This is a genomic window from Ureibacillus thermophilus (assembly GCF_004331915.1).
Classification (GTDB): Bacteria; Bacillota; Bacilli; order Bacillales_A; family Planococcaceae; genus Ureibacillus; species Ureibacillus thermophilus.
The window spans coordinates 1,031,296-1,058,105 of record NZ_CP036528.1; the positions used below are offsets into that span (position 1 = coordinate 1,031,296).

Genomic DNA, 26,810 nt, shown 5'->3' on the forward strand with positions numbered 1-26,810 from the left:
TATTACTACAACCCCAATTTATCCATATCTTCAATTCGATGTTCCCAAACCCAATCCAATCCCTCAGCTGCTTCATATCCTAAATATCCTGAATCAAAATATCCACACAGAAACAATATAAGTTTAATCTCCTTACCGTATGTAGCCTGTAACTGCCGTATTTTTGTGGCTTCTTCTTTTCTCCTTTTGTTAGTATTAGTGAAGTCGCCTGCTGATTTACACTCAATAAGAATTGGATATTCAACGTCTTTAGCGTTTTTCCTCTGAATAACTACATCAATGGGAATATTAACCTTTTTATCATTATCATTCTCTAATATGACAGGTATATTCATTCTAAAACTATACGTTCCCTTTTTCATCTCTGTAATAGGTTTATCACTCGGGTGAATCAACTTAACGTAACCACGTTTCTGAAGAAAATCATCAATCAATTTAAGTTGGCGTTGTTCTTGAGCATTTTTGATAATCGGGTCAGCTACCGAACCACAAAGACGGTCAGCTACAATGCTTGAAGCACGATAGCGTTCTTCATTATTGGGTTTTTTTCCCTCTGCAAGCCATGTAAATATATCTTTATCTAGTAATTTAATTATAACACCGCAAATTGCTGTTAAATTACGTTCTAATTCCTCTTTTTTCATTCTTTTCGGTAACTTTCCTTCTTCCAAAGTCTTGACAATAGAACCGTTTGCATACGCTAATCCAGTTAATCTGTCCCTTGCAATAGGCGGTGATGTACACATTCTAAGGACAGATACTATCGAAGGATGTTGTTTAATTTTTTCTGGACTTATGTTAGTCAGGTCTTCAAGAATTTTCAATCCTTGTTCAACCTGTTTTGTTGTTTCAATTCTGGTTACTCTGTATGCTTCTGGAGCAAATTCCATAAACCATTTATTGTATAGGTCAACAGATTGCGCCACATCTTTTTTCCAAAGAAATGGTTTATCAGCATTTATCAAGGTTATCCCTCTTTTTTCTATTCATTTGATATATCTATTATACCAAGAAACTATCAATAAAGGTACTTTGCATTCAGACAAAATCCAGATAGATTCATATAAGTACTCTCCTTTCAAAACTGTATTAGTACAGGATCCTTTTCGGTGCACCTGCTTATAATGAGGACGGTCTGGTTCGTCAGGGGACAAAAGTTTTTTACTGTTCGGGGGAAACAGCTATCTATAATGCGACATGTTCATTAAATTGTATGAAATGAGTATTCCAAGAGGTATATGACTTGTATTCCCAAATAGCCTTGTAAAATGAAACGAATCACTGCAATTCACTTTGACATGTTCACCTTTTTCATTTTGCGTTCCTGTTCTTCAAGGCGTTCGATGGTCCAACCATGATTGTTCGTGTAATCCTTTTTTCTTCATCATTCATCCACTCCTTTGATTTATCTGTTTAGAAGCAGTATAGACCAAGGATAGAGGTTGATTAAAAATGTCGAAATTTCAAGCTGAATTTATATAAATAAAGAATGCTGGAGAATTCTTCGATATTTGTTAAAGGCACATTTCCTACTACCTCATGGTACACTTCCGTGCAAGATTTGAGATCCGTTCTCCACCCTGGTCTCCCCCAACAGCCGATAAGCAGGTAAAAGCCTCTATAAATAAGTTTACATGGGTTAAATTCTGAAAATAATAAATAAATCACCATTCATTTTAAAAGAGGTGAATTTTATAAATGAAATTTATAAACAACCTGAAAGGACTTATACCTATTTATGATGCATATTCAAAGAAGCATATATACAATTTCCCAAACATTGGTAATAAACTTGAATACTCACTTTGCTATAAACTAAATGATGATGAGCGTCGAAGGATACCCAATAAAACAGCTGGAATTTATTTTTTAGGACTTAATTTTACTACTAGTAATTTAGATCCTTCCTTTTCACCAGCTTATGTAGGATCATCTGTAGATATTAGAGACAGATTAAGGGATTATACTATTATTTTACGTGGGAATAACAAAGTGCTGAATAAAAGTTATGAGCTTGCCTTGGAACATATCCCACAACAATATTGGACTTTTGTTTGGACTGCTTGCCCAGATTACCAAGATGTTGAAAAATATCTAATAAAAACACTCTGTACATTTAATGGGGTGTACCTTCTTAAAATAAATTTACAGGAAGTTATTCTAATGGAAGCATCTCATTCCAAATGTGGAAAAGATTCTATCTTGATTTTTAAATCTCTATGATTATATAAACAATCTTCTAGTGGCATATTTGGACATCCTATTAAGTTGAAATGTAGTGTTTAGTTTATTTCACTTTACAATTGATTGTCTCCAACCAGTAGAATTCACCATAAAAAGTGCAAATATGACAAAACGAGCAACTACCGTTCTTCTCATATGAAAATCGACTAAGAAAAGTGTGATTTGTAAATCAATTCCGTGCTACATAAAGAAGCAATTCGAAAATTGGTTATTTCTTTGTAGAACACATTGCAAATATTTCAGAAAAACAAGCAAAAATCTTTTTCATTTTAACCATCAATCCTCTAAATAGCGGTGTTAATATACTTTGGGCATTAATACTATCTGTAATTTGTGTTGTGTTCCACTTGATTGTTTTTGAATATTTAGCTCAAAAAAAGCATTTGAACCTAATGAAAAAAGATTCATGAATAAATAGCTAGAGGTTACTTTAACACTCAGTACATCTTCTATACCCGAAGGGGGTGGGGCGCAAAACGTTAGTAGCCGAAGACTTGATAAATGTTACTCCCCCTCGGAATTTTTTTATAAAAAAACCCTTATAAAGGGTTCATTCAAAAATTCTAGAGTATTATTTAGAAACTTTAAGAAGTTTACTAAAGGTGTTTAATCATCCTCAATCTTCACTTGTTTGATATAAACTTCTAATAAGCCGAAAATTATGTCAAAAATACCATACAAAAAAGGAGTTGCAAAAAAATATGTAGAAATAAATGGAAATAAAAAGGGGGGAATAGTCATGAAGATAAATGGAGTAGAGGTAATAGAAATCGTCAAAACAAAAATACCGGAAGATAAAATCTTTAAGATTATCTACGTAAGCGCCAAATATCCCACACCTTCTAACCATTTTGATGTTTTGTGATAATGAGATCAACATCAAAAGTTAGGAGGTTTTTATTTTTATGTCCTCAGATGAACGAAAACAATTGTGGCAACAACGAATTGAATCTTATCGATCTAGTGAAGAGTCAAGTGTAAAAGCTTGGTGCAAACAAAATCAAGTAGGTCACCAAAGTATGTATAAATGGATGAAAAGACTAGAGTTAGAGACAACTGAAACTTCACGGACTTCCCCTCAATGGCTAACTGTTGAAGTATCCCATCCGTTGGATGAAAAAAACTCCCCGCTCATCGTTAACATTGGGGAATTTTCCATCGAAGTAAAAGAAGGTTTCAATCCACTCCTTTTCAACGAAGTGGTTCAGGTGCTGAAAACACATGTTAAGTAAAACACCCATTCAACATGTTTATTTAGCAGCGGGGGCAACGGATTTACGCAAGTCGATTGATGGATTAACAGCCATTATTCAAATGAGCTTTCAGTTAAATCCTTTCTCTTCTAATCTCTTTGTTTTCTGTAATCGGAAACGAGATAAATTGAAAATTCTCCATTGGGATCACAATGGGTTTTGGTTGTACTATCGTCGTTTAGAGAAAGGTCTTTCAATGGCCTGATGAAAGAACTCCCGGCCCTTTGTGCATCACTCCCCGCCAATTCAGTTGGTTGCTCGATGGTCTTTCATTTGAACAAAAACAAGCACATGAACAAGTATCAGCTAAAATCATGGTTTAAAAGGAATTTGACATTGACCTGTCAATTCCTTTCCTTTATTCTTTAACTTATGAACAAACACAAACAAACCCATGAATCAACAATTGAAGAACTGCAAGCGAGAAATGCGGAACTCAAAAAACAAAATGAAGCCTTACAGGCTAAAATCAAATGGTTGGAAGAACAATTCCGCCTTAGCCAACATAAAAAATTTGGGGCTTCCAGTGAAAAAACGAATCCGGATCAACTCGAACTTCCTCTTTTTAATGAAGCTGAAATCACAGCGGATACAGAAGTGGAAGAACCTACACTTGAAACCATTACTTATAAACGGAAGAAGTCTGTAGGACAACGCGATGCGAAACTAGAGAACTTGCCGACGGAAACGATTCACTATCGTTTAGCCGAAGAAGAGCAGGTTTGTTTGTGTTGCGGTGGAACCGTACACGAAATGAGTACGGAAATACGAAGAGAAATCAAGATTATTCCTGCTCAAGTAAAAGTCGTTGAGCATGTTCAACATATTTACAGTTGCCGTCAATGTGAACGGGAAGGAATCGAGACACCGATTGTCACAGCCAAAATGCCAACACCAATTTATCCAAAAAGTTTGGCATCTGCATCGGCTATGGCCTATATCATGAACCAAAAATACGTGGAAGGAATGCCTCTTTATCGTCAAGAAAAGCAGTTGGAACGATTCGGTGTGTATTTATCACGCCAAACGCTCGCCAACTGGATGATTTATGGTGCAACCAATTGGCTTTCCATTCTATATAAACGGATGCATGAGCTATTACTCGAAAACGATATTCTACATGCGGATGAAACTACACTTCAAGTTCTAGCAGAACCTGGACGAAAAGCGGATTCGAAGTCTTATATGTGGATGTATCGAACAGGACGAGACGTACCGCCGATCATCTTATATGATTATCAAACGACTCGTCACAGTAAACATCCGAAGGCTTTTCTAAAAGGATTTAAGGGATATCTGCATGTAGATGAATATGCAGGATATCATGAATTAAAGGATGTCGAACTGGTAGGGTGTTGGGCACATGCAAGGCGAAAATTCGATGAAGCACTGAAGGCATTACCAGCCAATGTGGATAAAACATCATCAACCGCTGCAGAAGGAATTCAATTCTGTAATCAATTATTCCAGATTGAAAGACAAATCAGTGAAAAATTTGAGAACTGTACTCCCGAACAGCGCAAAGAATACCGTCTTGAACACAGTAAACCTGTGTTAGACGCTTTTTTGGCATGGCTAAAAACAAAACGCCCTCAAGTTCCCCCAAAAAGCAAATTGGGAGAGGCAATTACATATTGTATAAATCAATGGAGTAAGCTCATAGTGTTTTTAGAAGATGGTCGACTTGAAATCGATAATAATCGTGCAGAACGATCGATTAAACCATTCGTGATGGGCCGGAAGGCATGGCTATTTGCACAATCGATGAAAGGTGCATCAGCCAGCGCTATTATTTATAGCATTGTCGAAACAGCTAAAGAGAATCAATTAAATCCATTGAACTACTTAACCTATCTTTTCGAACAATTACCATTGATAGATCACAATGATGTAGAAGCCATCGATCAACTCCTTCCTTGGTCGAAGACAATTCCAGAAGAATGTCGGTAAACCCGAATTCAAACGACGCATTTCAACCAATCGCACCTCCCTGTAAGATAGAGTTATCCATTACAGAGGAGGTGTTTTTGTTTGGCAGTTGAAAAACTAAATATCGTACCTGTCAAATTGGAATCTGATTCCGATTCAACTTCAACCTCAACGAGTCGTGGTCCTCTCAGACCTGTATGTGTTATTCAAGCAACGGATTTGAAAATCTCCTTTTACCCCGGGGTAAAACCTCACATCATCCAAACGGTCATCAAGGAGTTGAATCGCAGTGATTCATGATTTTACTAAATGTAAAAATATCTATATTATCTGTGGACGAACGGATATGAGAAAAGGAATTGATGGTTTGGCAACGTTAATCCAAGATTCTTTCGAACTTGATCCATATAGTGACGCCATTTTCTTATTTTGTGGACGGAAGAAAGACCGGTATAAATGTTTATATTTTGATGGGGATGGCTTCGCCATGTTATACAAACGAATCGATAATGGCAAACTCCAATGGCCCAGAAACGAAGATGAGGTTCGAAATCTGACTCAACAGGAGCTTAGATGGTTACTGGAAGGGCTCTCGATTCAACAACCTAAAGCCATCCAAAAATCGAAAAAAGGTATCTCAGGGAAGACTCATTTAGCCACAGGACTAGGGAGAAAAGCTTGTGAACTAGGTTATGAGGTTCGTTTTTACCGTGTTGCCCACCTAGTTGAGGAATTAGAGCAAGCTTTACGTAACAACCGTTTATCAGCATTTAGAAAACGGATGGAGAAGGTTGATTTGGTCATTTTAGATGAAATGGGATACTTACCATTTAGTAAAGAAGGAGCTGAATTATTATTCCAAATTATATCGGAGTTTTATGAACAGAAAAGCGTAATTATTACATCTAACTTAGAATTTAGTCAATGGAACCGGATCTTTACAGATTCTCGTTTAACAGCAGCGTTAGTGGACAGGCTAATTCATCACGCCCATATCATCTCTTTTCATGGCGAGAGCTATAGACTGTCCCACGCATTGTCGAAAAGGAATGAAATGGGTGGCAAACCTCTGCATTTTTAATTGCATTTCTCTGCACTTTTCTATTGCAAAATACACGAGCGCTTTCTTATTCGATGATCAGCGGAAAAAGTGTGGGAAAGAAGAAGACTTGCCCTTGCATGGTTATGTGAAACAAAATATATTTCAGGCAGGAGAAGATTTATCAATTTGTAATGGAATATTTTTTAAAATCTGTTAAACTATTGTTGCCATTCTCCTCTTCATCATAAAGGGACAATCTAATGGTCTCGAAAAAAGAGCGAATTGTGAAAACGAAGCGTTTTCCAATTTGCTCTTTCATTTTTGTTAAAATTAAGACATTTCCTAATTATGGTAAAAATATTGGCTTTTTAGTTTATCTATGCCATAATTAAAAGCATGAAAAGGAAGGTACAATTGCGTTATTGAGTAGGTGTCAAAATGAACGTGATAGCACTTTATCAACAATGGAAAAATGAAGACTTGCCGAATTATTTAAAAGAAGAACTGGAGCAAATTGCAGAAAATTTTGCTGCGATTGAGGACAGGTTTTATCAATATTTATCCTTTGGGACAGCGGGGATGCGCGGTATCCTTGGTGCAGGTACGAATCGCATGAATATCTATACAATTCGTCGAGTTGCTGAAGGGCTAGCTTGTTATATCGATTCTCAAGGGGAATCAGCAAAACGCCGGGGAGTCGTCATCGCTTATGATACTCGTCATTATTCTTATGAATTTGCGCTGGAGACGGCTTGTGTTTTAGGGGCTCATGGAATTTCTTCTTATCTATATAAGGAACCGCGGCCAACACCACAATTGTCCTTTACTGTTCGAGCGTTACATGCCTTCGCAGGTGTTGTGATTACGGCGAGCCACAATCCAAAACAGTATAATGGTTTTAAAGTGTATGGCGAAGATGGGGCGCAGTTAGTTCCGTCAGCGGCGAAAACAATAGTGGATCATATGGAAAAAATTGAGGATATATTTGCGATTGAAGTGGCGTCTGAAGATAAATTAGAGAAGCAAGGTTTATTGCATTGGATTTTAGAAGAGTATGATGAAAAGTATTTGGCAAATTTATTGACGTTAAAGAATCGACAAGACTTAGCTCTTGGGTTAAGCATCGTGTATACCCCGTTGCACGGGACAGGTTTTGTACCAGTAACAAAGGGATTAGAGGCATTTGGATTTACAAATATTCATGTAGTAGAATCCCAGGCAACTCAAGATGGTTCGTTTCCAACAATTGCTTACCCGAATCCTGAAGAACCTGCTGCTTTTAAGCTAGCGACGGAGTTGGGCGAAACAGTTGGGGCAGATTTGTTATTGGCGACCGATCCAGATGCCGATCGCCTCGGTGTTGCTGTTTGGAACGGGGAGAAGTATGAACTTTTAACAGGAAATCAGCTTGGTGCTCTATTATTCCAATATTTATTAGAGACGAAGAGAGAGCAAGGTACTTTGCCGGAAAAAGGCGCGATGGTGAAGACGATTGTAACTTCAGAAATGGGTACTGCGATTGCGAAGAAATACAATGTAAAGACTTTTGACACATTAACTGGATTTAAGTACATGGCTGAAAAAATTGCGGAGTTTGAGAAAACGGGAGAATATACATTTATATTTGGATATGAAGAAAGTTACGGTTATTTGATTAAGCCATTTGCTCGCGATAAAGATGCCGTACAAGTAGCGATTCAGGTCGCTGAAATGGCAGCTCATTATGCTACGAAAGGAAAAAAATTGTCGCAAGTGTTGGAAGAATTATATGGGGAGTTTGGTTATTATCGTGAGGCTCTAGTGTCAAAAGTGTTTGAAGGAAAAGATGGACAAGAGAAAATGAAAGCCATTTTAGATAGGTTGCGTAAGGATTTACCAAAGGAAGTTGATGGCGTGCCGGTCGTAAGGGTGGAAGATTACTGGAAGAGTTTGGCATATTTGGTGGACGGCACAACTGAGCCATTAACTTTGCCTAAGGAAAATGTATTGAAGTTTGTGTTGGCAGATGACTCCTGGGTAACAATCCGTCCATCCGGAACTGAACCAAAATGTAAATTCTACTTTGGTGTGGTGAAAGAAAGCAGAGAAGCAGCGGAAGAATCGCTGGAATCCTTAGTGAGTGCTTGGCATCACTACTTGGCGAGATGAGACAGAAAGGTGTCTGAGTAAGACCCTATCACTAAACATTTTTATAAGGATAAAAACGGCATAAATTCTGATCACACAGTTTTTTCTTATAATTGGTCTACCTTCTTTTACACTTATGAATAGAATTTCCCTAATTATGAATAAAAGAATAAATGTAGTGTTCACTTGATATACGTAAGCGCCAAATATCCCACACCTTCTAACCCTTTTGATGTTTTGTGATCATGAGATCAACATCAAAAGTTAGGAGGTTTTTATTTTTATGTCCCCAGATGAACGAAAACAATTGTGGCAACAACGAATCGAATCTTATCGATCTAGTGGAGAGTCAAGTATAAAAGTAAACGTAAAATAACGCCCACGTGTTTTTTCGTGGGCGTTATTTTGCTACAAAAGGGATCTTTACTAAAGATAAATTACCTACATTCCCTGCTTATGAGAAGGAAGTAACATTCTCTGTTCCAACAGTCGAATCAGGAAATAAAACGATGAGAGTTAACTTCTCTGAAGCGGTATCAATGTCTCCTGCGTTTGTAACAGCTGCTGGAAGCAAATTCAAAATCGATGGACAAAGCTTATTAAATGATGGTTTTGCTTCAGCAACAGTTGTAGATCCTACGAATATGAATCCATATGCTCAATCTATTGATAACATTTAATGTACTTGATGGTGTTCTAGAAGAATTAGCAATTACTCCAAATGGTACAAGTTCTTAAGCCTTTCTCTAAGATTTTGATCCAATCAGAAAATCTTTTGGTCTAGCAAAATGCTTTACACAAACTTTTATCCATCATCTTGTTAAGAGAGAGATACACAAAATTAACCTTATCTTAATAATGTCTCTCTTGAAAAACACCATGTAGACGTGATACGATGCTATCGATTTTCGATATCGAAATTCGATCATGAAGGGGATCATGATGGAAAATAAAGTGTTGCGTAAATGGCTCCTTGGTTTTATTCACATACACATTTTACATCACGCTAAAGAAAGAACCCATATTTGGTTCATGGCTGTTAGAAGAACTGAAGAAACACGGCTATCAGATGAGCGCGGGAACCTTGTATCCTTTACTGAACAAGATGGAGTTAGCGAATCTATTAGAAAGAGAAGAAAAAACTGTTGAAGGGAAGATTAGAACAGATTACAGAACAACCGAAAATGGAAATGAGGTACTTATGAAAGCGAAAGAAAAAGCTTATGCGCTATTTAAAGAAATAAAGGATTAACGCGCTTAAACTTGGTGAGTTTGTTACATGTGGTACAGTACGTCATAGCAGTAACAAGATATTATATCATTAGGAGGAATAGGCGTTGAATCAAGAAATTAAGTTGCAACAGGAACAAAGAGGTTCTGTTTGGGAAGTGTTGAAAACAGCGACCCGGTTAGGATTGACTTCTTTCGGGGGGCCTATTGCTCATTTAGGATATTTTCGCGAGGAATATGTGAACCGGCGAAAATGGTTAGATGAAAAAACATATGCTGATTTGGTCGCGCTGTGTCAATTCTTACCGGGGCCGGCGAGCAGTCAGGTTGGAATAGGGATTGGATTTATGCGAGCGGGTTTTTGGGGGGCGATAGCCGCTTGGTTTGGATTTACCCTCCCTTCTGTCATTGCGCTTGTCTTGTTTGCCTACTTTTTAAAAGGTACTTCCTTTAGTGACGCTGGCTGGCTCCATGGATTACTGGTTGTGGCAGTTGCTGTCGTCGCTCAAGCTGTGTGGGGCATGGCAAAAAACTTTGCATCCGATCGTCCACGTGCCACCATTGCCATCGCAGCAGCGATTTTGACTTTGATTATTCCGAGTGTCTTTAGTCAAGTAGGAATCATCATAGGTGCTGGAATCCTAGGATGGTTTTTGTTCCGAAGCACGCCAGATTCAAAACCAGTTCCGATTTCGATCTCGATTCATAAAAAGACAGCCAGTATCTTGCTTATTTTATTTTTTGTTTTGTTAGGGGTACTTCCTATAATCCGACAGTTTACTGACTCGAATCTGATTGCGCTCTTTGATAGCTTCTATCGCTCTGGCGCCTTGGTATTCGGTGGAGGACATGTTGTCCTTCCATTATTACAAACAGAAGTGGTTCCTACAGGTTGGCTAACAGCTGAACAATTTTTAGCCGGTTACGGAGCAGCACAAGCAGTGCCCGGACCGTTGTTTACATTCGCATCGTACTTAGGAATGGCTAGTTTCGGATGGGAAGGAGCTGTAGTGGCGACTCTTGCAATCTTTCTACCTTCTTTTCTGTTAATCCTTGGAGCCCTTCCTTTTTGGAATTGGCTTCGTCATCATCCTCGTTTTCAAGCAGCACTGTACGGCATCAATGCAGCTGTTGTGGGAATTTTACTCGCAGCACTATATCATCCTGTATGGACGAAAGCGATTAAAAGTCCGCTCGATTTTTGCCTTGCTCTAGCCGCGTTTGGCTTATTAACGGTCTGGAAGTTTCCGCCTTGGATTGTCGTTGTATTTTCCGCCGTCGCAGGAGTTTTTCTTTCCTTTATTTCATCATAATATATCCACTAGCAAAGTCGGGTTCACAGGAACTCGGCTTTTATTCTTTAGTTTAATAAAAGAGAAAAGGAGCGTACAGATTGGTCGTGTATCAGATGTGCACCCCTTATTTTTTAGGCTTTTATCATTTCGTTCCTGATAAGACCATTCTCTAAGCTTATTTTGTTTAAACTGGAATTAGTTTTGGACAGTGTGAAAATTTAGCTAACGAGGAATATTAATGGAATAAAAACAAGGGAAAAACCTATTTTATTCAACGTAAAAATGTAGCTGCTACGTTAGCGATGCAAAAGTTGCTCGAAACAGTAATGGATTCTTGTTAGTCTAAGGGAAAGAGGAGGGAAGAGAGCGTACTTTTCTTCCAGTAATCAGGAGGGCTTGACCCTTTTCCCCAAACACTGCCATCGTATGAATTTCGCCAAGATCCACACCAGCCAAATGTCCCGGCTGATAGGTTTTCGCTTTCTGGCCACTTTCATACGTAACCGCTAAATACCAACCGTTATCGTAACAACATTCGATTGCTTTAATCGTTCCTTGAGGTAAATTCGAGGCATAGACGATAATCGGCTTTTCTCTCTTCCCGTTATGGATGCCCATCGATAAGGTAATTTTCCCATTTTCATGAATCGTGAAACCGTCTTTCGCCCATTTAGCGGTGACAGTTTTCAGTTGGTTAGATGAGGCAGAAGTAGAAGAACTCAGGAACACGTTTCCGTCTCCGCATACAAAGGAAGAGGACGAGTGGTTTCAACAAGCGATAGAGTATGATATGCTTAAGAACGACCTGCATGAGCCGAATGTTGAATAAGAAAATAAAAAAGAACCTGTAACGCTCTTTACCACACCGTTCAGATGTTTCTTGTCGACAAGCATTCATATTAATGACCCATGATGTTCACATCGCTGAGACGGCGGAAGAGGGAGCAATTACTAAAATGTGTTTGGCAAACGGCAAGCACTGTAGACTTAAATCTGCAGTGCTTTTGTATTTGGTTTCTATTGAATTTATCGCTATGATAACGTAAGAATACGGAGCGGTTGTAATAATTTTACGATAAAAGTGAAATCGTCCCCAACCGTTACACTTGATTGAAATCCATAAATTCTGCAAATTTAGTTTATAAAATAAACATATCGTCCAAAGGCATAAATAGAGAGAGCGTACCAATATTTATTTGACGGAACCCATATGCCATATCGCTCGGAATCAACGAAAAAGAGATCAAAAAACAGTTTTTCCTAAACGATATGGAAGTTAATGGACTGATAAGGAAGGGACAAAAATGAGAAAAATCTCGTTTAAATTAGGACTATTCTTTTTTCTATTTGTGTTAGGAATCGAAACGGTTTTGTTTGTGTCATTATATATTACGCTTGTTCATTCTAGAATTAATGAGGAATTTGAGCAGCTGTTGGCAAGAGGAAATAATCACCGCGATGTGTTAGAAAAAAATTACGACTCTTCTACGTTGGAACATGTCACCATGATGGAGTCGGAAGCGGTGACGGACGTTGTTATTACAGATGACAAGGGGAATATATTATATTTTTCGGATCATATTTTACCATTTGCCAAAAGAATAATAAAAAACGAAGTTAAAAACATTCCCCATGATGGTATGATTGTACAAAAAAATTGGCAAAAAGAGTCGCATATTTCAACAGTAAGCCCGATTCGGGTTGACGGCAAGATAAAAGGGTATGTCTATATGTTTCAAAATACAGCTTCCATTCAAAACATGATTTATAAGTTAAAGCATCATTTTATTATCGTTGGAATTCTTTCTGTATTTTTAACGATTATAACGATTGCTTTCTTATCAAGAGTGATTACGATTCCTCTCATTCGCATGAAACAGGCGACCGAAAAATTGAGCAAAGGTGATTTTTCTGTCCGTTTACAAGTAAAAGGAGAGGATGAATTAGCGCAATTAGGAAAATCTATTCAAACATTGGCAAGGGATTTAGAATACTTAAAAAAAGAAAGAAACGAATTTCTTGCCAGTATTTCTCATGAGCTTCGTACCCCTCTCACATATGTAAAAGGATATGCGGACATCGCCAGAAGACCAAACATTAAGGAAGAAGAGAGAGAGAAATATTTGACTATTATTTATGAAGAAGCAGAGCATATGCAAAAATTAGTAAAAGAACTTTTTGAATTAGCAAAAATGGATCAGCATTCCTTTCACATTCATCAGTCATCGACCAACTTATGTTCATTTTTAAGAAAAGTATACGAGAAAATGCACCCTGCTTTTCAGGCGAAAAACATGTCTCTTATATATCACTGTGATGGAAACATTACGGTCCATATAGACCAAAAACGTTTTGAGCAAGTGATGATGAATCTGTTAGATAATGCTTTAAAATATTCTGAGCAAGGTTCTACCGTCTCTATTGATGTAAGGACGGAGAAAAAGAACATCGTGATAATTGTTTCAGACGAAGGCAGAGGAATTCCTGAAGAGGATTTGCCGCATATTTTTGAACGGTTCTACCGGGTGGATAAATCAAGATCAAGAGCCAGCGGTGGAACGGGATTGGGCTTAGCGATAGCAAAAGAAATTATTGAAGCCCATGGAGGTTCTATTTATGCGGATAGTATCTACGGAAAAGGAACGAAAATGATGATTACATTACCGAAGGAATGAGGGAGCATGTATACGATATTACTTGTTGATGATGAAAAACGAATGTTAGATTTACTTGATCTTTATCTTTCGCCTAAAGGGTACCGTTGTGTAAAGTGTGAATCCGGTTTATCAGCAATACAGTACTTAGAAAATAACAAAGCGGATTTAGTGTTATTGGATATTATGATGCCGGAGGTGGATGGTTGGGAAACTTGTAAATGTATTAGAGAATTTTCCAATGTCCCTATTATTATGGTGACCGCAAGAGATCAAACATTGGATATCGTAAAAGGACTTAATATGGGAGCTGATGACTATATCACAAAACCATTTGACGAATCCGAACTGCTTGCCCGCATAGAGGCGGTTCTGCGCCGTTCAGCAGGGAAACAACCAAAAATTGAGTTTCAAGGTTTGGTGTGGGATGAAGCTCAACATAAGGTTCAATATAATAAACATGATCTTTTTCTGACACCTAAAGAGTTTGCCATATTGGGGCTTTTTCTGAAAAACCCAGGCAGAGTGTTTAGCAGAGAACAAATTATTCTATCACTATGGGGCTATAACGCAAATACAGAAGAGCGCACTATTGATTCTCATGTGAAAAATATTAGAGAAAAGCTGAGACAAGCTGGGTTTCCAATCGATCGATTTCTGCAAACTGTTTGGGGGGTGGGGTATAAATGGAAGGGATAAGATGGGAAGAGAATGAAAGAGCAAATGATTACACTACTCAACACCTATGAAAATGCTGCTTATCTCATCAGCATTGTGATAAATATTATAATTAGTATTTTAGGACTTGTACCAAGCGTTTTTCTCACAGCTGCCAATTTGGCCGTGTTCGGGTTTTGGAAAGGTACTTTTTTATCTTTTGCAGGGGAAGCAATCGGAGCGATTATTTCTTTTGTTTTATATCGTAAAGGATTTAGGAAACTTTCGGTAACGAAGTTGTTTTCCCACCCGAAAGTCAGACGTTTGCTTGAAGCAAAAGGTTTAGAAGCCTTTTTTCTTGTTCTATCTTTGCGCCTTTTCCCTTTTGTTCCGTCAGGAGTAGTGACCTTTGTTGCGGCGATCGGAAAAACATCCTTGCTTATCTTTATGATTGCTAGCTCAATAGGGAAAATACCTGCCTTACTTTTAGAAGCCTATTCGGTTTATCAATTAATGAATTGGACATGGCAAGGGAAAGTAATATTAACATTTTTGTCTGTTTTTTTATTTCTTTTTACTTGGAAGAAAATCAATCGAAAAAAGGCTCAAACCAACAAAACTTAGAGAGTTTATGTTTATGAAGAGTGACAAATATCATATCCAAAGAAGCAAACTCCATAAATTCTGCAAATCTTTCTGCTATAAAATGTACGATCGCTATTTCATACACAAAAAGGGGTTATCAGCAATGAAAAAAATGACGAAAGCTATGATGATTACATCGGCCATTCTTCTTCTAAGCGCTTGTTCATCATCCAATGAAAAAGAACAGTCCTTTATTACGAGCAAAGAACAAGCAAAATCCAACACATCTGTTACAAATAATCCTTTCTTTAAAGAAAAGAAAGAAGGAAAGTTCGAACATTTACATGGAATTGGTTATGCAGGCAACCAAAATGCGATTTACTTTGCTACACATGAAGGTTTACTTGTTTACCAAAATAATAAGTGGTATGAAACGACTTCCAATAAACATGATTATATGGGCTTTTCTGCAACAGACGATGGGTTTTATGCATCGGGACACCCAGAAGAAGGTTCATCTTTAGGAAATCCGCTTGGTCTTGTAAAAAGTCTTGATCATGGACAAACGTTGATGAACTTAGGGTTTTATAAAGAATCTGATTTTCATTATATGGCAGTAGGCTATAAAAGCCATACGATTTATGTCGTGAACCAAGAAGAAAACAAAAAGCTAGGACAAGGGTTATTTTACAGTAAAGACGACGGCAAAACGTGGTCGCCAAGTCAATTAAACGGCCTACCGCAAACTGCTGCAGGAACGATTGCTGCCCATCCAACGGAGGAAAATATGGTCGGAATTAGTACGCCCGAAGGAATTTTCGTTTCAAAAGATAATGGAAATACCTTTGAACGGTTTACTCGAAAAATCAATACAATGGCTTTTTTCTTCCAAGAAAAATCGATTTTATTTGCTGCTGTAGAAAACAATAAGCCTGTACTTATCAAACAATCATTCGATTCAAAGCAGGAGGAAGTTCTTTCTGTTCCTGCACTCGATGAAAAAGATCATATCATGTATATGGCTTCTAATCCGAAAAATGAAAAGGAAATGGTGATGGCCACCATGAATGGCGATATTTTCGTGACAACAAATAACGGTGAAAGCTGGACTCAAATAGCAGTAAAGGGGAAACTACTATAGGCTAATGACAAGGCGTGCGATTAGCATGTCTTTGTTATTTACCACTCCATATTTCTACAAAATCCACTGCTACAATATAGACATCAGATTAGAGGGGAAGGTGAGAGGAAGGATGTATTCATTTTTCAATCAAATAAGTAACCTTTTAAGTCAACCATTTCTAAATATTGCACATGATACAACCACTATCCCCATTTTATCAGCGTTTGTTCTTGGTATAGTAGGAGCGATGGCCCCGTGTCAACTCACCGCTAACTTAGGAGTAATCACGTTATACAGTAATCAGTCCTTGCAAAAAGGAATTGCGTGGAAAGAGTTGTTTCTTTATATTTTTGGTAAAATTATTGCCTTTTCCGGTTTGGGGATGATTGTCTGGCTTTTGGGGAATGAGATTCAAAGTACACTAACATTCTATTTTCCGTGGCTAAGAAAGCTGATCGGTCCCATTCTCATTCTTGTAGGTTTATACTTGTTAGGGCTTTTTAAAATGTATTGGAACCTAACCTTGTTCAAAATACCTGAGAGATTTTTAAAGAAAGGAAAAACAGGTTCTTTTTTAATGGGGTTCAGTTTTTCGTTAGCGTTTTGTCCAACGATGTTTGTGCTGTTTTTCGTGACTTTAATGCCTCTTGTGTATTCAACGTCTTATGGAGTGATATTGCCGGGCATCTTTGCCATCGGAACCTCTGTACCTGTTATTTTCTTCATCTTCATTCTATGGTACTTAGGATTTAGCGGTACTCTAATGAAAAAAGGAAAACAAGCAGGAAGGTTCGTTCAGAAGGCAGCTGGAATCGTGATAATCTTACTTGGCATATTAGACACCATCACTTATTGGTTTTAAAATTAGGAAAAGGAGGAAAGTGAACGGTGATGTTTGGAGATTTGGCCATGATGATTGGGATGATGTTATTCTGGGTTGTATTAATCGCCATTGGTTTTTATCTCTTACATCGTTTTATCAATGACCGCAAAGAAGAGTTATCTCCGATGGAAATATTAAAAGTGCGATTAGCCAAAGGAGAGATCACTTTAGACGAATTTGAACAACTATCCAAAAAGCTATAGTAAAATCTAGCCTCTTTTATTGTATCAAGCATCAGAAATGTGATTTACAATTGTCTCCCCCTATTTCAATTTTATATAGATGAAGGAAGTTGTTGATAAGAGTATTGTCAACAACTTCTTTTGTTTTTTTAGCTTTTCTGAACATAATAATCTCTTATATTGCAGAACGGAAAAGTCGAGAAGAAAACAGTAGGTGGGGGACGTCCAACACCCGGCTACTCTCTAACGGCAACTGGCGAAAAAGTGCCAGACGAACAAATCCAAGAATGGATCTCTGAGCTTGTGATGGGAGAAGGATTTGCCTACGGATATCGCAAGCTGACCATTCAGTTAAGAAGAGACCATCAGCTTGTGATCAGTAAGAAAAAAGTATATCGATTGTGTAAAGCGATGGATTTACTACGTCCGCAGCGAGAGAAACGGATTCCATATCCGAAGAAACTCGCTCGAAATCGCATTATTACAGGCTCGAATCAGTTATGGGAAATGGATGTGAAATATGGATATATCGAAGGAGAAGAACGCTTTTTCTTTGTTTTGTCGCTCATCGATGTGTATGACCGTTCGGTAATTGATTACCATATTGGGCTGAGTTGTTCAGGAAGCGATGCCGTAAAGACGCTTCAAAGAGCGTTATTCAAGCGTCAGCAATTTGAACAGGCAAATAAACCTGTGATTCGGACAGACAACGGCCCACAATTTATTTCTCATGCCTTTGAAGCTGCCTGTGAGCGATTTGGAATCGAACATGAACGGATTCCACCACGGACGCCGAATATGAATGCGCATATTGAAGCGTTTCATCGTTTACTGGAGGAGGAATGTCTAGGAAGAATGGCGTTTGACAGCTATGAAGAAGCTTATCAAGCCGTGATGGAGTACATGAAATTTTATAACGAGCGAAGGATTCATTCGAGTATTCTCGATCTTCCACCGCATAAATTTTACAAAAAAGCGCAAACGGAATCGTTAATCATCAAAGAAGTTCGCGTATAAGGCAAGAGGATTTTGTCTTCTTGCCAAGAAAAAACGAGAAATTTTGAGAATAACCTAAAATAAGATAGGATGTGTCCAAATTTAGGGGGTCAATCCGGTGCCTTTTCGTCTATGGTGAACGATAATGATGAAAAAAATAATGAATTTGATTCTGCGGAAGTCAAAGATGTAAACACTCATTCGCAAGAACTCCTTGAACAGCTGTTGGAGAGAAGAAGCAATTAGAAAATCAACTCATTAGCATGCAGGACGAGATGAATCTTGTTTATAGGAAAGTGGCTGAATTAACCACTGAAGTTCAAAAGCTGAAGGAAGAAAATGCTTTTTTTATCGATTTATATGAGCAAATAGATGAGATGTATCAAGAATTAAAAAAGAAAAATCAACAAGAAAGTAGTAATGAAACACTAAAAACAATGGAGCGCAAATTAAAGAAAGGTATGTCTGCTGAAGATTTTAAAATGATTGTTAAAGAAGTGATCAATGAATACGAAAGTGAAACAATAAACTTCATGCAGCAAGAAGGTGAGCCAATCAACGAAATATATCCATTGTTTTTCAATAAAGATGAGGAGTTAAGAAATGAGATTATTCATGATGAAGAATATAGTTGTCCATTGACTGGAAAGAAATACAAAAATTTAAAATCCATGCTCAAAAACACTATCCGAACCAAATTAGAACAAACCCTGAATCCAATTGACGGAACATCGTTCACTAACGGCTCGAGTCGTTAATCTTTTTTCTTTTTAAACAAATAAAGATTTGGAGTTAACAAACGAACTGAAACAAAATTTGTTTGCTTGCAATCTAGATCCGGAAGCAACAATCAAAGCCTATCGAGAAAAAGTTGTGGGTCCCTATCGCAAAAAGTTACCGGATTCTGTTGTTGCCTCAATGGAGGAACAATTGTCGGGGGCTTGTACAGTAGAAATTGCTGCTTTCGATGAATTTACCAACTTGTTAACCAACCTTGATACATCGAAACGAAAGAAACATTAAAACGTTTGTTTCCAAAAGCATAGCGACTAACGATCAATTAAGAAAAGGGGAAGAGAAATATGGTGATTACTGATCAAGCGAAACAAGCACTACAAGATATTTTAAAGAAACACGGTAAAGAAGGAGTTTGTCTTTATTCTGCAAACCACAGATCGGTTGGAGATTATTAATGGTATTCGGGTAGCGATGGATGAGAAAGTGGCTTCTATCATCGAGAGAGTTACACTTGATGTGGAAGAAACGGGAAAAGGCGTTCAATTCGTCTTATTAGGCTTAAATCAATGTTGTTAAAAAGTTGAATTGCTAATAGACCAAAGTAATGAGGACAAAAAAGTTGTTTAAACATAAATTAACGAAAGTAGATTTTAATAAGCTATAAAAACTTCGAAATTCATTTGACCCTGTACTATGGTACAGGGTTTATACTTTATCTAGGGGTGATAAGATGAAATATCGTATTGGTGAACTGGCTGACAAATGTAACGTTAATAAAGAAACCATTAGATATTACGAGAGAAAAGGCTTAATCAAAGAAACTTCACGAACAGATTCAGGGTATCGAATGTACTCGGAAGAGACTGTGAAGCGCATTGGTTTTATTAAACGTATGCAGGAACTAGGGTTTTCTCTAAGTGAAATTCATAAATTACTTGGTGTTGTTGATAAGGATGAGGTTCGATGTGCGGATATGTATAGCTTTGTTTCTCAAAAAATAGGTGAGGTTCAACAACGAATTAAAGATTTAAAGCGTATCGAAAATATGTTGAATAATTTAAAAGAAAGCTGTCCGAATGAAGAGCAACTACATGAATGTCCAATTATTGAATCTCTGATTGATGATTAAAGAAATGAGATATCAATGAAAAATAAGACATTTATAGTGATCGGAACACTTGTTACATTATTACGACTTGTAGTAACGAAAATAATGTAGAAACTACAGCGAATGGAAATAATACTAAAAGTGCTACCTTTACCATTACTGAAATGGATTGTTCAAGTTGTCCTGTGTTGTCAAAAGTGCTCTTGAACGTGTAGAAGGTGTAAAAACAGTGGAAGTAACCATTACAGAAGGTTCCCAAGGAACAGCTAAAGTTGTGTTTGATGCTTCAAAAACAGATGTAAAAACTTAAAAAAATACCGTCTTAGAATTAGGATATGGTGTTAAACAATAGGAGGTGTTTCATTTGTCAATTCGTAAATATCGTTTACAAGTGGAAGGTATGACATGTACTGGGTGTGAAAGGCACGTTGAAACAGCTCTAAACAGCATAGGAGCTAAAAATGTAGATGTAAATTTTCGCCGTGGAGAAGCTGTTTTCGAATTGCCAGAACATATAGGTATCGAGAAAGCCAAAGAAGCTGTGAATAAGGTTAATTATAAGGCAGGTGAAGCTGAAGTTATTCATCAACAAAAAAGCTCCGTTGTTGGTGATGATGAAGGTGATTATGATTATGACTTTATTGTCATTGGTTCTGGGGGAGGAGCTTTTTCTGCTGCTATTAAAGCAGTGGAATATGGGGCAAAAGTGGCGATGATTGAGCGTGGTACCATCGGTGGGACTTGTGTAAATATTGGATGTGTTCCATCAAAAACATTGCTACGTTCTGGAGAAATCAATCATTTAGCAAAAAACAATCCATTCCTTGGTTTAAATACTTCAGCTGGTTCGGTAGATTTGAAAAAACTAATGGAACAAAAAGATGAACTGGTGAGAGAATTACGTCAGCAAAAGTATGTTGATTTAATTGATGAATATGGGTTTGAACTAATACAGGGAGAAGCAAAATTTGTCAATGAAAAAACAATAGAAGTAAACGGGAATAAAAGAACAGCTAAACGCTTTTTAATCGCAACAGGAGCTTCCCCATTGATTCCTAATATTCCGGGATTAAAAGATGTTGACTACTTAACAAGCACTTCTTTGTTAGAGCTTAAAGAACTGCCAAAAAGTCTTGCTGTTATTGGTTCAGGATACATCGGATTGGAGTTAGGTCAGCTTTTTCACCATTTAGGAGTGGAAGTAACGTTAATGCAGCGTAGCCAAAGAATTCTTAAAGAATATGATCCTGAAATTTCAGAAGCTGTAGAAAAAGCATTAACAGAACAAGGCATTCATGTTATTACCGGTGCTACATTTGAGCGTGTAGAACAGAATGGAGATATGAAACAAATTCATGTTACTGTTCATGGTGAAAAGAAAATCATTGAAGCTGAGCAGCTACTTGTAGCTACGGGGCGCAAGCCAAATACGGAAGCACTAAATCTTCAAGCTGCAAACGTAGAAGTGGGTTCTCGCGGTGAAGTTAAAGTTGATGACTATTTACGAACCTCCAATCCTAGAATTTATGCTGCCGGAGATGTAACAATGGGACCGCAATTTGTTTATGTTGCTGCATACCAAGGTGGAATTGCTGCCGATAATGCAATCGGTGGCTTGGAGAGAAAAGTAAATCTTGATACTGTTCTGGCTGTTATATTTACTAGTCCATCGATTGCTACGGTAGGATTAACTGAGGAGCAAGCTAAAGAAAGAGGATACGAGGTGAGAACTTCTGTTTTACCACTTGATGCAGTTCCAAGAGCGCTTGTGAATCGCGAAACGACAGGTGTATTTAAACTTGTTGCTGATGCAAAAACATTAAAAGTGCTAGGTGTTCATATTGTTGCCGAAAATGCTGGTGATGTGATTTATGCAGCCACATTAGCTGTAAAATTTGGTCTAACGGTGGAAGATTTGCGGGAATGCCTTGCACCATATTTAACGATGGCAGAGGGATTGAAATTAGTTGCCTTAACATTTGATAAAGATGTTAAAAAATTATCTTGTTGTGCTAGTTAAAGCTCCTTTTCATAAACATATAGGATTTTTGATTATTCTAACTGTACTTGAGTAAATTTACAATGAAGCAGAAAAAGAGATACGAACCGATTCCTTGGTTAGAATAGAATGTACCATCAAATTCCCCAATCAAGGACAAGGAGGGAAGATGGAAAATTGGAAGGGAATTTTTTATGGGAACAGAAGCTCTCCAACTGATTGGAGAGACGTTTACTTGATAAACACTCCAAATTAAAACATTTTCATTAGCATCATTGTCGATTTCTATTAGAATCGAAACAGTATGATGGAAATCATATGAACAAAAGGAGTATATAAACATGGATTCAACTGTTTCAAAGAAAGTAACGATGATTTCATATATCATTAGCATTACATTCATTATCGCGATGATTACGGCTTCGGTGATGTTGAAAGATCACGAAATTATTTTGCCGGAAGTTGCGGCAATGGCGATTGCCATGTGGGTGTACCGAGAAGCAGGATGGATCAGGCAACCATCGAAAATTTTTCTTGCGCCGTCCATCACGGCAGTGATCGGTTTCGCAGTGAATCAACTACACATTTCTTATTTAGGAAAAGTAAGCCTTACCCTTATACTTTTAATGCTCTTTTTACGTATCATTCAATCAAATTTGGGACCGTCCATTGCAACGGGCTTACTGCCAGTGGTGACAAATGCAAATGAATGGTCATTTATTATATCCGTTTTTATTTTTACCTTTATATTGATGCTTGGAGTTCTCAAATTTGGATTGAATAAAGGACTTGAAAAGAAAGTGAAGATACAGTACAAGTACATGCTGGTATTCTTAGTGCTGATTTTCGTGTGGATGGGTTTATGCTGGCTTGCTGGCTACCCACTGGCAGTGATCCCGCCGATTCTCGTTGTTGTGTATGAGTCACTTCAGAAGCCGATGTACAACGGAAAAATGGCTTTTAAACAAGGGCTTGTATTGACCATATCTGCGACTGTCGGAACGCTGTTGTACTTTGCTATTGATTCGTGGATATTGGTCACCCTGTTAGATATGATTTTAATGCTTATTCTGTTACGTATTGTTGGCATCCGTGTCCCGGCTGTGTACGCCTTTCCACTGCTCCCGTTTGTCTTTCCTGATCATATCGTAGCCATGTTGCCGCTAGGTTCGTTGATTACATGTGTATTCTTGTTTACTTCGGTGTTAGCATATAAAAAGATGGAGATGAAGCGAAGTAGAAAGGTAATGCAAATGTAAAGGAGATAAAAGAATTCATGTACTCGAAGAGAGGACCTATTTTCTATTCTTCGTAGGCATCTCGTTTATCCGCATAAAAAGATTTGGTGACTAGGTTATAAAGTTAAACGTCATGTTTTAGGCTATCGGAACGGAAAACCACCGATAGCCTTTCTATTAGCGTTAAAACCTATTGAATTTATATAAATTTAATCAAAAATTATTCAATAAAAAATAATTGTAATTTATGTTGATAATTTGACTGTTATTTTGTACAGAACCCGTTACTTTAAAGAACGAGTTCCTTTTGTATCGATACAGATTTAAACAGAAAATAATTGAATAGATGTACGTTACTCTGATTCAAAATAGGAATAAAAAATTACACATAGAAAATCATACATTAAGTAAGATATCATTTGCATTTTATACCCAATACCGGTATAATGTATTCGAAGACAACTGTTATAAACAAATGAGGTGGTAGCAATGAATCAATATGAAGATGACAATATAAATGCCAAAATGGTTCCGCGAACCGAAGAAGAGATCGAAAGCATCGTCAAGCGCTTGAAGCGCATTGAAGGACAAGTGCGCGGTGTGCAAAAAATGGTGGAGGACAATCGTTATTGTATTGATATTTTAGTGCAAATTTCAGCGATCACGGCAGCGTTAAATAAAGTAGGATTGAACTTGCTAGAACGTCATGTTGGCCATTGTGTGTCGAAAGCGATTCGCGAAGGAAGCGGAGAAGAATCCATTCGCGAATTAATGGATGTCATTAAACAGTTCTCAAAGTGAAAGGAGTGGGAAGCATTATGAGTGAACAAAAGCATGTCACACTTAGAGTGACCGGCATGACATGTGCCGCGTGTGCCAATCGGATTGAGAAAGTATTAAATAAGATGGATGGAGTAGAAGCCAATGTCAATTTGGCAATGGAAAAAGCAACGATTAAATATGATCCATCGAAGCAAACGATCGCCGATATCGAAACGAAAATTGAGAATTTGGGGTATGGCGTTGCGACTGAAAAGGTGACGCTGGATATTGAGGGGATGACATGTGCGGCATGTGCGACACGGATTGAAAAAGGGTTAAATCGTATGGAAGGTGTTACGAGCGCTGCTGTAAACTTGGCGACAAACAGTGCCGTTGTAGAATACAATGAAGGCATTGCATCTGTCGAAGACATTTTAGAGAAAATCAAAAAGCTTGGGTACAAGGGGCAGATCCGAAACGAAGAACAAGAGCAGGCAGGCCGGAAAGAAGAACTGCTTAAGCAAAAACAACGGCAACTCGCCATTTCCATCATTTTATCACTGCCTTTGCTTTATACGATGATTGCTCATATGCCGTTTGATATAGGCTTACCGATGCCGCACCTATTGATGAATCCGTGGTTCCAGCTTCTTTTGGCTACACCCGTTCAGTTCTACATCGGCGGTCCCTTCTATGTAGGGGCGTACCGGGCATTACGAAACAAGAGTGCGAACATGGATGTACTAGTGGCGCTTGGAACATCGGCAGCTTACTTTTACAGCTTGTACGAAGCTTTCAAAACATTAGAAAATCCCGAATATATGCCAAGATTGTATTTTGAAACGAGTGCTGTGCTGATTACGCTTGTACTTGTCGGAAAATACTTTGAATCAGTAGCGAAAGGAAGAACAACAGAAGCCATCTCTAAACTGTTGAGCCTGCAGGCAAAAGAAGCTCTTGTCATCCGCGATGGGGAAGAAATAAAAGTTCCGCTCGAGGAAGTAGTGATTGGTGATACCATTCTCGTCAAGCCAGGAGAAAAAATCCCGGTAGACGGAACGGTCATCGCCGGAGTATCCTCCGTGGATGAATCAATGATTACCGGTGAATCCATTCCGGTTGATAAGAAGGAAGGCGATTCTGTCATCGGAGCAACCATTAATAAAAATGGTGTACTCACCATTCGGGCAGAAAAGGTAGGGAAAGATACCGCACTTGCCAATATCATTAAAATCGTAGAAGAGGCTCAAGGCTCGAAAGCGCCGATTCAGCGTATGGCTGATATCATTTCGGGTATTTTCGTACCGATTGTCGTAGGCATTGCTGTTGTTGCGTTCATCATATGGTACATCTTTGTTGCTCCGGGGGACTTGCCAAAGGCGCTTGAGGTGGCTATCGCGGTTCTCGTCATTGCATGTCCTTGCGCGCTCGGTCTGGCGACACCGACATCGATTATGGTCGGTACAGGCAAAGGGGCAGAAAAAGGGATCCTCTTTAAAGGAGGTGAGTACCTGGAGGGAACACATAAAGTTAATGCCGTGCTTCTGGATAAAACAGGAACAGTGACAAAAGGAAAACCGGAAGTAACAGATGTGCTTAAGTTCCGAGAAGACATGCTCGATTATGCCGTTTCCGCCGAGAGTGCTTCGGAACATCCGCTGGCTCATGCGATTGTCGAATATGGAAAGAAACAAGCGATTTTGGTTAAGCCGTTGGAGCATTTCTCCGCCATTACTGGTCACGGAATTGAAGCAGTCATTGATGGCAAAAATGTCCTTGTTGGAACACGAAAGCTGATGAAGGAACGCTCTGTAGAGCTTTCCATGCATGAAGATAAAATGGCAGAGCTTGAAAAGCAGGGGAAAACCGCTATGCTTGTTGCCATTGATGGGCAGCTTGCCGGCATCATTGCTGTCGCTGATACGGTAAAAGAAAGCTCAAAAGAAGCGATTCAAACATTAAAACAAATGGGCATCGAAGTGTACATGGTAACGGGAGACAACAAACGGACAGCAGAAGCCATTGCTAAGCAAGTGAATGTAGATCGCGTCTATGCAGAAGTGCTTCCTGAAGAAAAAGCGAATATTGTCGAAGAGCTGCAAAAACAAGGGAAGCGGGTGGCGATGGTCGGTGATGGAATTAATGACGCTCCGGCTTTGGCAAAAGCGGATATTGGTATGGCCATCGGCACAGGAGCGGATGTTGCTATCGAAACGGCCGATGTTACCTTGGTCGGTGGAGATTTAGCCCATATCCCGAAAGCGATTGAGTTAAGCCGCAAAACAATGAAAAACATTCGGCAAAACCTGTTCTGGGCTTTGTTCTATAATACGATTGGTATTCCGGTAGCCGCCGCTGGATTATTGGAACCTTGGGTTGCCGGAGCGGCCATGGCATTCAGTTCCGTATCAGTTGTGACAAACGCGCTTCGTTTGAAACGCGTGAAAATATAAAAATATAATTTAAGGAGGAATTGATAATGACTATTACATTACATGTACAAGGCATGACTTGCGGACACTGCAAAGCGGCAGTGACGAATGCCCTTAAAGAACTGGATGGGGTAAAACGTGTAGAAGTGCATCTGCAGGAAGGTACTGTCGATGTAGATTATGATGAAACAAAAGTAAATGTAGAAAAACTTAAAGAAGCGATTGAAGAGCAAGGATACGATGTCAAGTAATAGTAAAAACATACTAACATTAGTAGTACAGACCTAGGCCAAGGTTTGTGCTACTATTTTTTTATAGTAGAAGTGAAGGAAG

The 26,810-nt window shown here is 38.3% G+C and carries 27 protein-coding genes and 2 pseudogenes; 27 read left to right on the forward strand and 2 right to left on the reverse strand.

The window, feature by feature from the left end:
• Positions 1–5: 5 nt before the first annotated feature.
• Positions 6–965, reverse strand: coding sequence for a XamI family restriction endonuclease (locus DKZ56_RS05110; RefSeq protein WP_222837143.1), 960 nt, complete (start codon positions 963–965; stop codon positions 6–8).
• A gap of 733 nt (positions 966–1,698) precedes the next feature.
• Here DKZ56_RS05110 and DKZ56_RS05115 point away from each other — a divergent pair.
• The 11 genes and pseudogenes from DKZ56_RS05115 to chrA all read left to right on the forward strand — a co-directional run bounded on the left by DKZ56_RS05115 (position 1,699) and on the right by chrA (position 11,138).
• The gene (locus tag DKZ56_RS05115; protein ID WP_208651681.1) at positions 1,699–2,223 is read left to right on the forward strand and encodes a hypothetical protein; all 525 of its coding nucleotides are present in this window, start codon (positions 1,699–1,701) and stop codon (positions 2,221–2,223) included.
• Positions 2,224–2,983: 760 nt separating this feature from the next.
• Positions 2,984–3,109 carry a hypothetical protein gene (locus tag DKZ56_RS15720; protein WP_281275689.1) on the forward strand — a complete coding sequence of 42 codons (126 nt, stop codon included), beginning with the start codon at positions 2,984–2,986 and terminating at the stop codon, positions 3,107–3,109.
• A gap of 40 nt (positions 3,110–3,149) precedes the next feature.
• On the forward strand, positions 3,150–3,476 hold the full coding sequence (tnpA, locus tag DKZ56_RS05120) for an IS66 family insertion sequence element accessory protein TnpA (protein ID WP_208651682.1): 327 nt from the start codon (positions 3,150–3,152) through the stop codon (positions 3,474–3,476).
• Entirely contained in the window at positions 3,466–3,702 is a 237-nt protein-coding gene (gene tnpB, locus DKZ56_RS05125; protein ID WP_208651683.1) for an IS66 family insertion sequence element accessory protein TnpB, read from the forward strand. The genes tnpA and tnpB (DKZ56_RS05125) overlap by 11 nt, the downstream gene beginning before the upstream one ends.
• Positions 3,703–3,869: 167 nt before the next feature.
• Positions 3,870–5,447, forward strand: coding sequence for an IS66 family transposase (tnpC, locus tag DKZ56_RS05130; protein ID WP_208651684.1), 1,578 nt, complete (start codon positions 3,870–3,872; stop codon positions 5,445–5,447).
• Positions 5,448–5,528: 81 nt separating this feature from the next.
• Positions 5,529–5,726: a hypothetical protein gene (locus DKZ56_RS05135; protein WP_208651685.1), complete on the forward strand. Its 198-nt coding sequence runs from the start codon at positions 5,529–5,531 to the stop codon at positions 5,724–5,726.
• A complete protein-coding gene (tnpB, locus tag DKZ56_RS05140; protein WP_281275690.1) occupies positions 5,716–6,507 on the forward strand; it encodes an IS66 family insertion sequence element accessory protein TnpB in 792 nt (263 codons plus the stop codon). The genes DKZ56_RS05135 and tnpB (DKZ56_RS05140) overlap by 11 nt, the downstream gene beginning before the upstream one ends.
• A 399-nt stretch (positions 6,508–6,906) precedes the next feature.
• The gene (locus DKZ56_RS05145) at positions 6,907–8,616 is read left to right on the forward strand and encodes a phospho-sugar mutase (protein WP_208651687.1); all 1,710 of its coding nucleotides are present in this window, start codon (positions 6,907–6,909) and stop codon (positions 8,614–8,616) included.
• Positions 8,617–8,978: 362 nt separating this feature from the next.
• Complete coding sequence (locus tag DKZ56_RS05150) at positions 8,979–9,275, forward strand: hypothetical protein (protein WP_208651688.1); 297 nt, start codon at positions 8,979–8,981, stop codon at positions 9,273–9,275.
• 262 nt (positions 9,276–9,537) lie between these two features.
• Positions 9,538–9,847: pseudogene (locus DKZ56_RS05155) on the forward strand (PadR family transcriptional regulator).
• An 85-nt stretch (positions 9,848–9,932) separates the two neighbouring features.
• Positions 9,933–11,138, forward strand: coding sequence for a chromate efflux transporter (gene chrA, locus DKZ56_RS05160; RefSeq protein ID WP_208651689.1), 1,206 nt, complete (start codon positions 9,933–9,935; stop codon positions 11,136–11,138).
• 324 nt (positions 11,139–11,462) lie between these two features.
• Here the strand turns inward: chrA and DKZ56_RS05165 are convergent, their stop codons facing one another.
• Positions 11,463–11,849 (reverse strand): hypothetical protein, encoded by a 387-nt coding sequence (locus tag DKZ56_RS05165; protein WP_245989599.1) that lies wholly within the window; start codon positions 11,847–11,849, stop codon positions 11,463–11,465.
• 575 nt (positions 11,850–12,424) lie between these two features.
• Here DKZ56_RS05165 and DKZ56_RS05170 point away from each other — a divergent pair.
• The 16 genes and pseudogenes from DKZ56_RS05170 to copZ all read left to right on the forward strand — a co-directional run bounded on the left by DKZ56_RS05170 (position 12,425) and on the right by copZ (position 26,728).
• Positions 12,425–13,795, forward strand: a complete 1,371-nt coding sequence (locus tag DKZ56_RS05170) for a sensor histidine kinase (protein ID WP_208651690.1) — start codon at positions 12,425–12,427, stop codon at positions 13,793–13,795.
• 6 nt (positions 13,796–13,801) lie between these two features.
• Positions 13,802–14,473, forward strand: coding sequence for a response regulator transcription factor (locus tag DKZ56_RS05175; RefSeq protein ID WP_208651691.1), 672 nt, complete (start codon positions 13,802–13,804; stop codon positions 14,471–14,473).
• A 12-nt stretch (positions 14,474–14,485) separates the two neighbouring features.
• Positions 14,486–15,055 carry a TVP38/TMEM64 family protein gene (locus DKZ56_RS05180; RefSeq protein ID WP_208651692.1) on the forward strand — a complete coding sequence of 190 codons (570 nt, stop codon included), beginning with the start codon at positions 14,486–14,488 and terminating at the stop codon, positions 15,053–15,055.
• A gap of 124 nt (positions 15,056–15,179) precedes the next feature.
• Entirely contained in the window at positions 15,180–16,157 is a 978-nt protein-coding gene (locus tag DKZ56_RS05185) for a F510_1955 family glycosylhydrolase (protein WP_208651693.1), read from the forward strand.
• A gap of 112 nt (positions 16,158–16,269) precedes the next feature.
• Complete coding sequence (locus tag DKZ56_RS05190; RefSeq protein ID WP_208651694.1) at positions 16,270–17,001, forward strand: urease accessory protein UreH domain-containing protein; 732 nt, start codon at positions 16,270–16,272, stop codon at positions 16,999–17,001.
• Between the two features lie 29 nt (positions 17,002–17,030).
• Positions 17,031–17,225 carry an SHOCT domain-containing protein gene (locus DKZ56_RS05195; RefSeq protein ID WP_141103885.1) on the forward strand — a complete coding sequence of 65 codons (195 nt, stop codon included), beginning with the start codon at positions 17,031–17,033 and terminating at the stop codon, positions 17,223–17,225.
• A 159-nt stretch (positions 17,226–17,384) separates the two neighbouring features.
• A complete protein-coding gene (locus tag DKZ56_RS05200) occupies positions 17,385–18,221 on the forward strand; it encodes an IS3 family transposase (RefSeq protein ID WP_208651695.1) in 837 nt (278 codons plus the stop codon).
• Positions 18,222–18,475: 254 nt separating this feature from the next.
• Positions 18,476–18,958, forward strand: a complete 483-nt coding sequence (locus DKZ56_RS05205) for a hypothetical protein (RefSeq protein WP_208651696.1) — start codon at positions 18,476–18,478, stop codon at positions 18,956–18,958.
• 28 nt (positions 18,959–18,986) lie between these two features.
• Positions 18,987–19,220: pseudogene (locus tag DKZ56_RS05210) on the forward strand (arsenical pump-driving ATPase); the annotation flags it as partial.
• A gap of 448 nt (positions 19,221–19,668) precedes the next feature.
• Positions 19,669–20,067: a mercury resistance transcriptional regulator MerR gene (merR, locus tag DKZ56_RS05220; protein WP_208651697.1), complete on the forward strand. Its 399-nt coding sequence runs from the start codon at positions 19,669–19,671 to the stop codon at positions 20,065–20,067.
• 157 nt (positions 20,068–20,224) lie between these two features.
• A complete protein-coding gene (locus tag DKZ56_RS15725) occupies positions 20,225–20,356 on the forward strand; it encodes a hypothetical protein (RefSeq protein WP_268753480.1) in 132 nt (43 codons plus the stop codon).
• Between the two features lie 60 nt (positions 20,357–20,416).
• Positions 20,417–22,066, forward strand: coding sequence for a mercury(II) reductase (gene merA / locus DKZ56_RS05225; RefSeq protein ID WP_208652172.1), 1,650 nt, complete (start codon positions 20,417–20,419; stop codon positions 22,064–22,066).
• A 320-nt stretch (positions 22,067–22,386) separates the two neighbouring features.
• Positions 22,387–23,304: a hypothetical protein gene (locus DKZ56_RS05230; RefSeq protein ID WP_063389316.1), complete on the forward strand. Its 918-nt coding sequence runs from the start codon at positions 22,387–22,389 to the stop codon at positions 23,302–23,304.
• Positions 23,305–23,772: 468 nt separating this feature from the next.
• Positions 23,773–24,084 carry a metal-sensing transcriptional repressor gene (locus DKZ56_RS05235; protein WP_208651698.1) on the forward strand — a complete coding sequence of 104 codons (312 nt, stop codon included), beginning with the start codon at positions 23,773–23,775 and terminating at the stop codon, positions 24,082–24,084.
• 17 nt (positions 24,085–24,101) lie between these two features.
• Positions 24,102–26,498: a heavy metal translocating P-type ATPase gene (locus tag DKZ56_RS05240; RefSeq protein WP_208651699.1), complete on the forward strand. Its 2,397-nt coding sequence runs from the start codon at positions 24,102–24,104 to the stop codon at positions 26,496–26,498.
• Positions 26,499–26,524: 26 nt separating this feature from the next.
• On the forward strand, positions 26,525–26,728 hold the full coding sequence (copZ, locus tag DKZ56_RS05245; protein ID WP_208651700.1) for a copper chaperone CopZ: 204 nt from the start codon (positions 26,525–26,527) through the stop codon (positions 26,726–26,728).
• Positions 26,729–26,810: the final 82 nt, after the last annotated feature.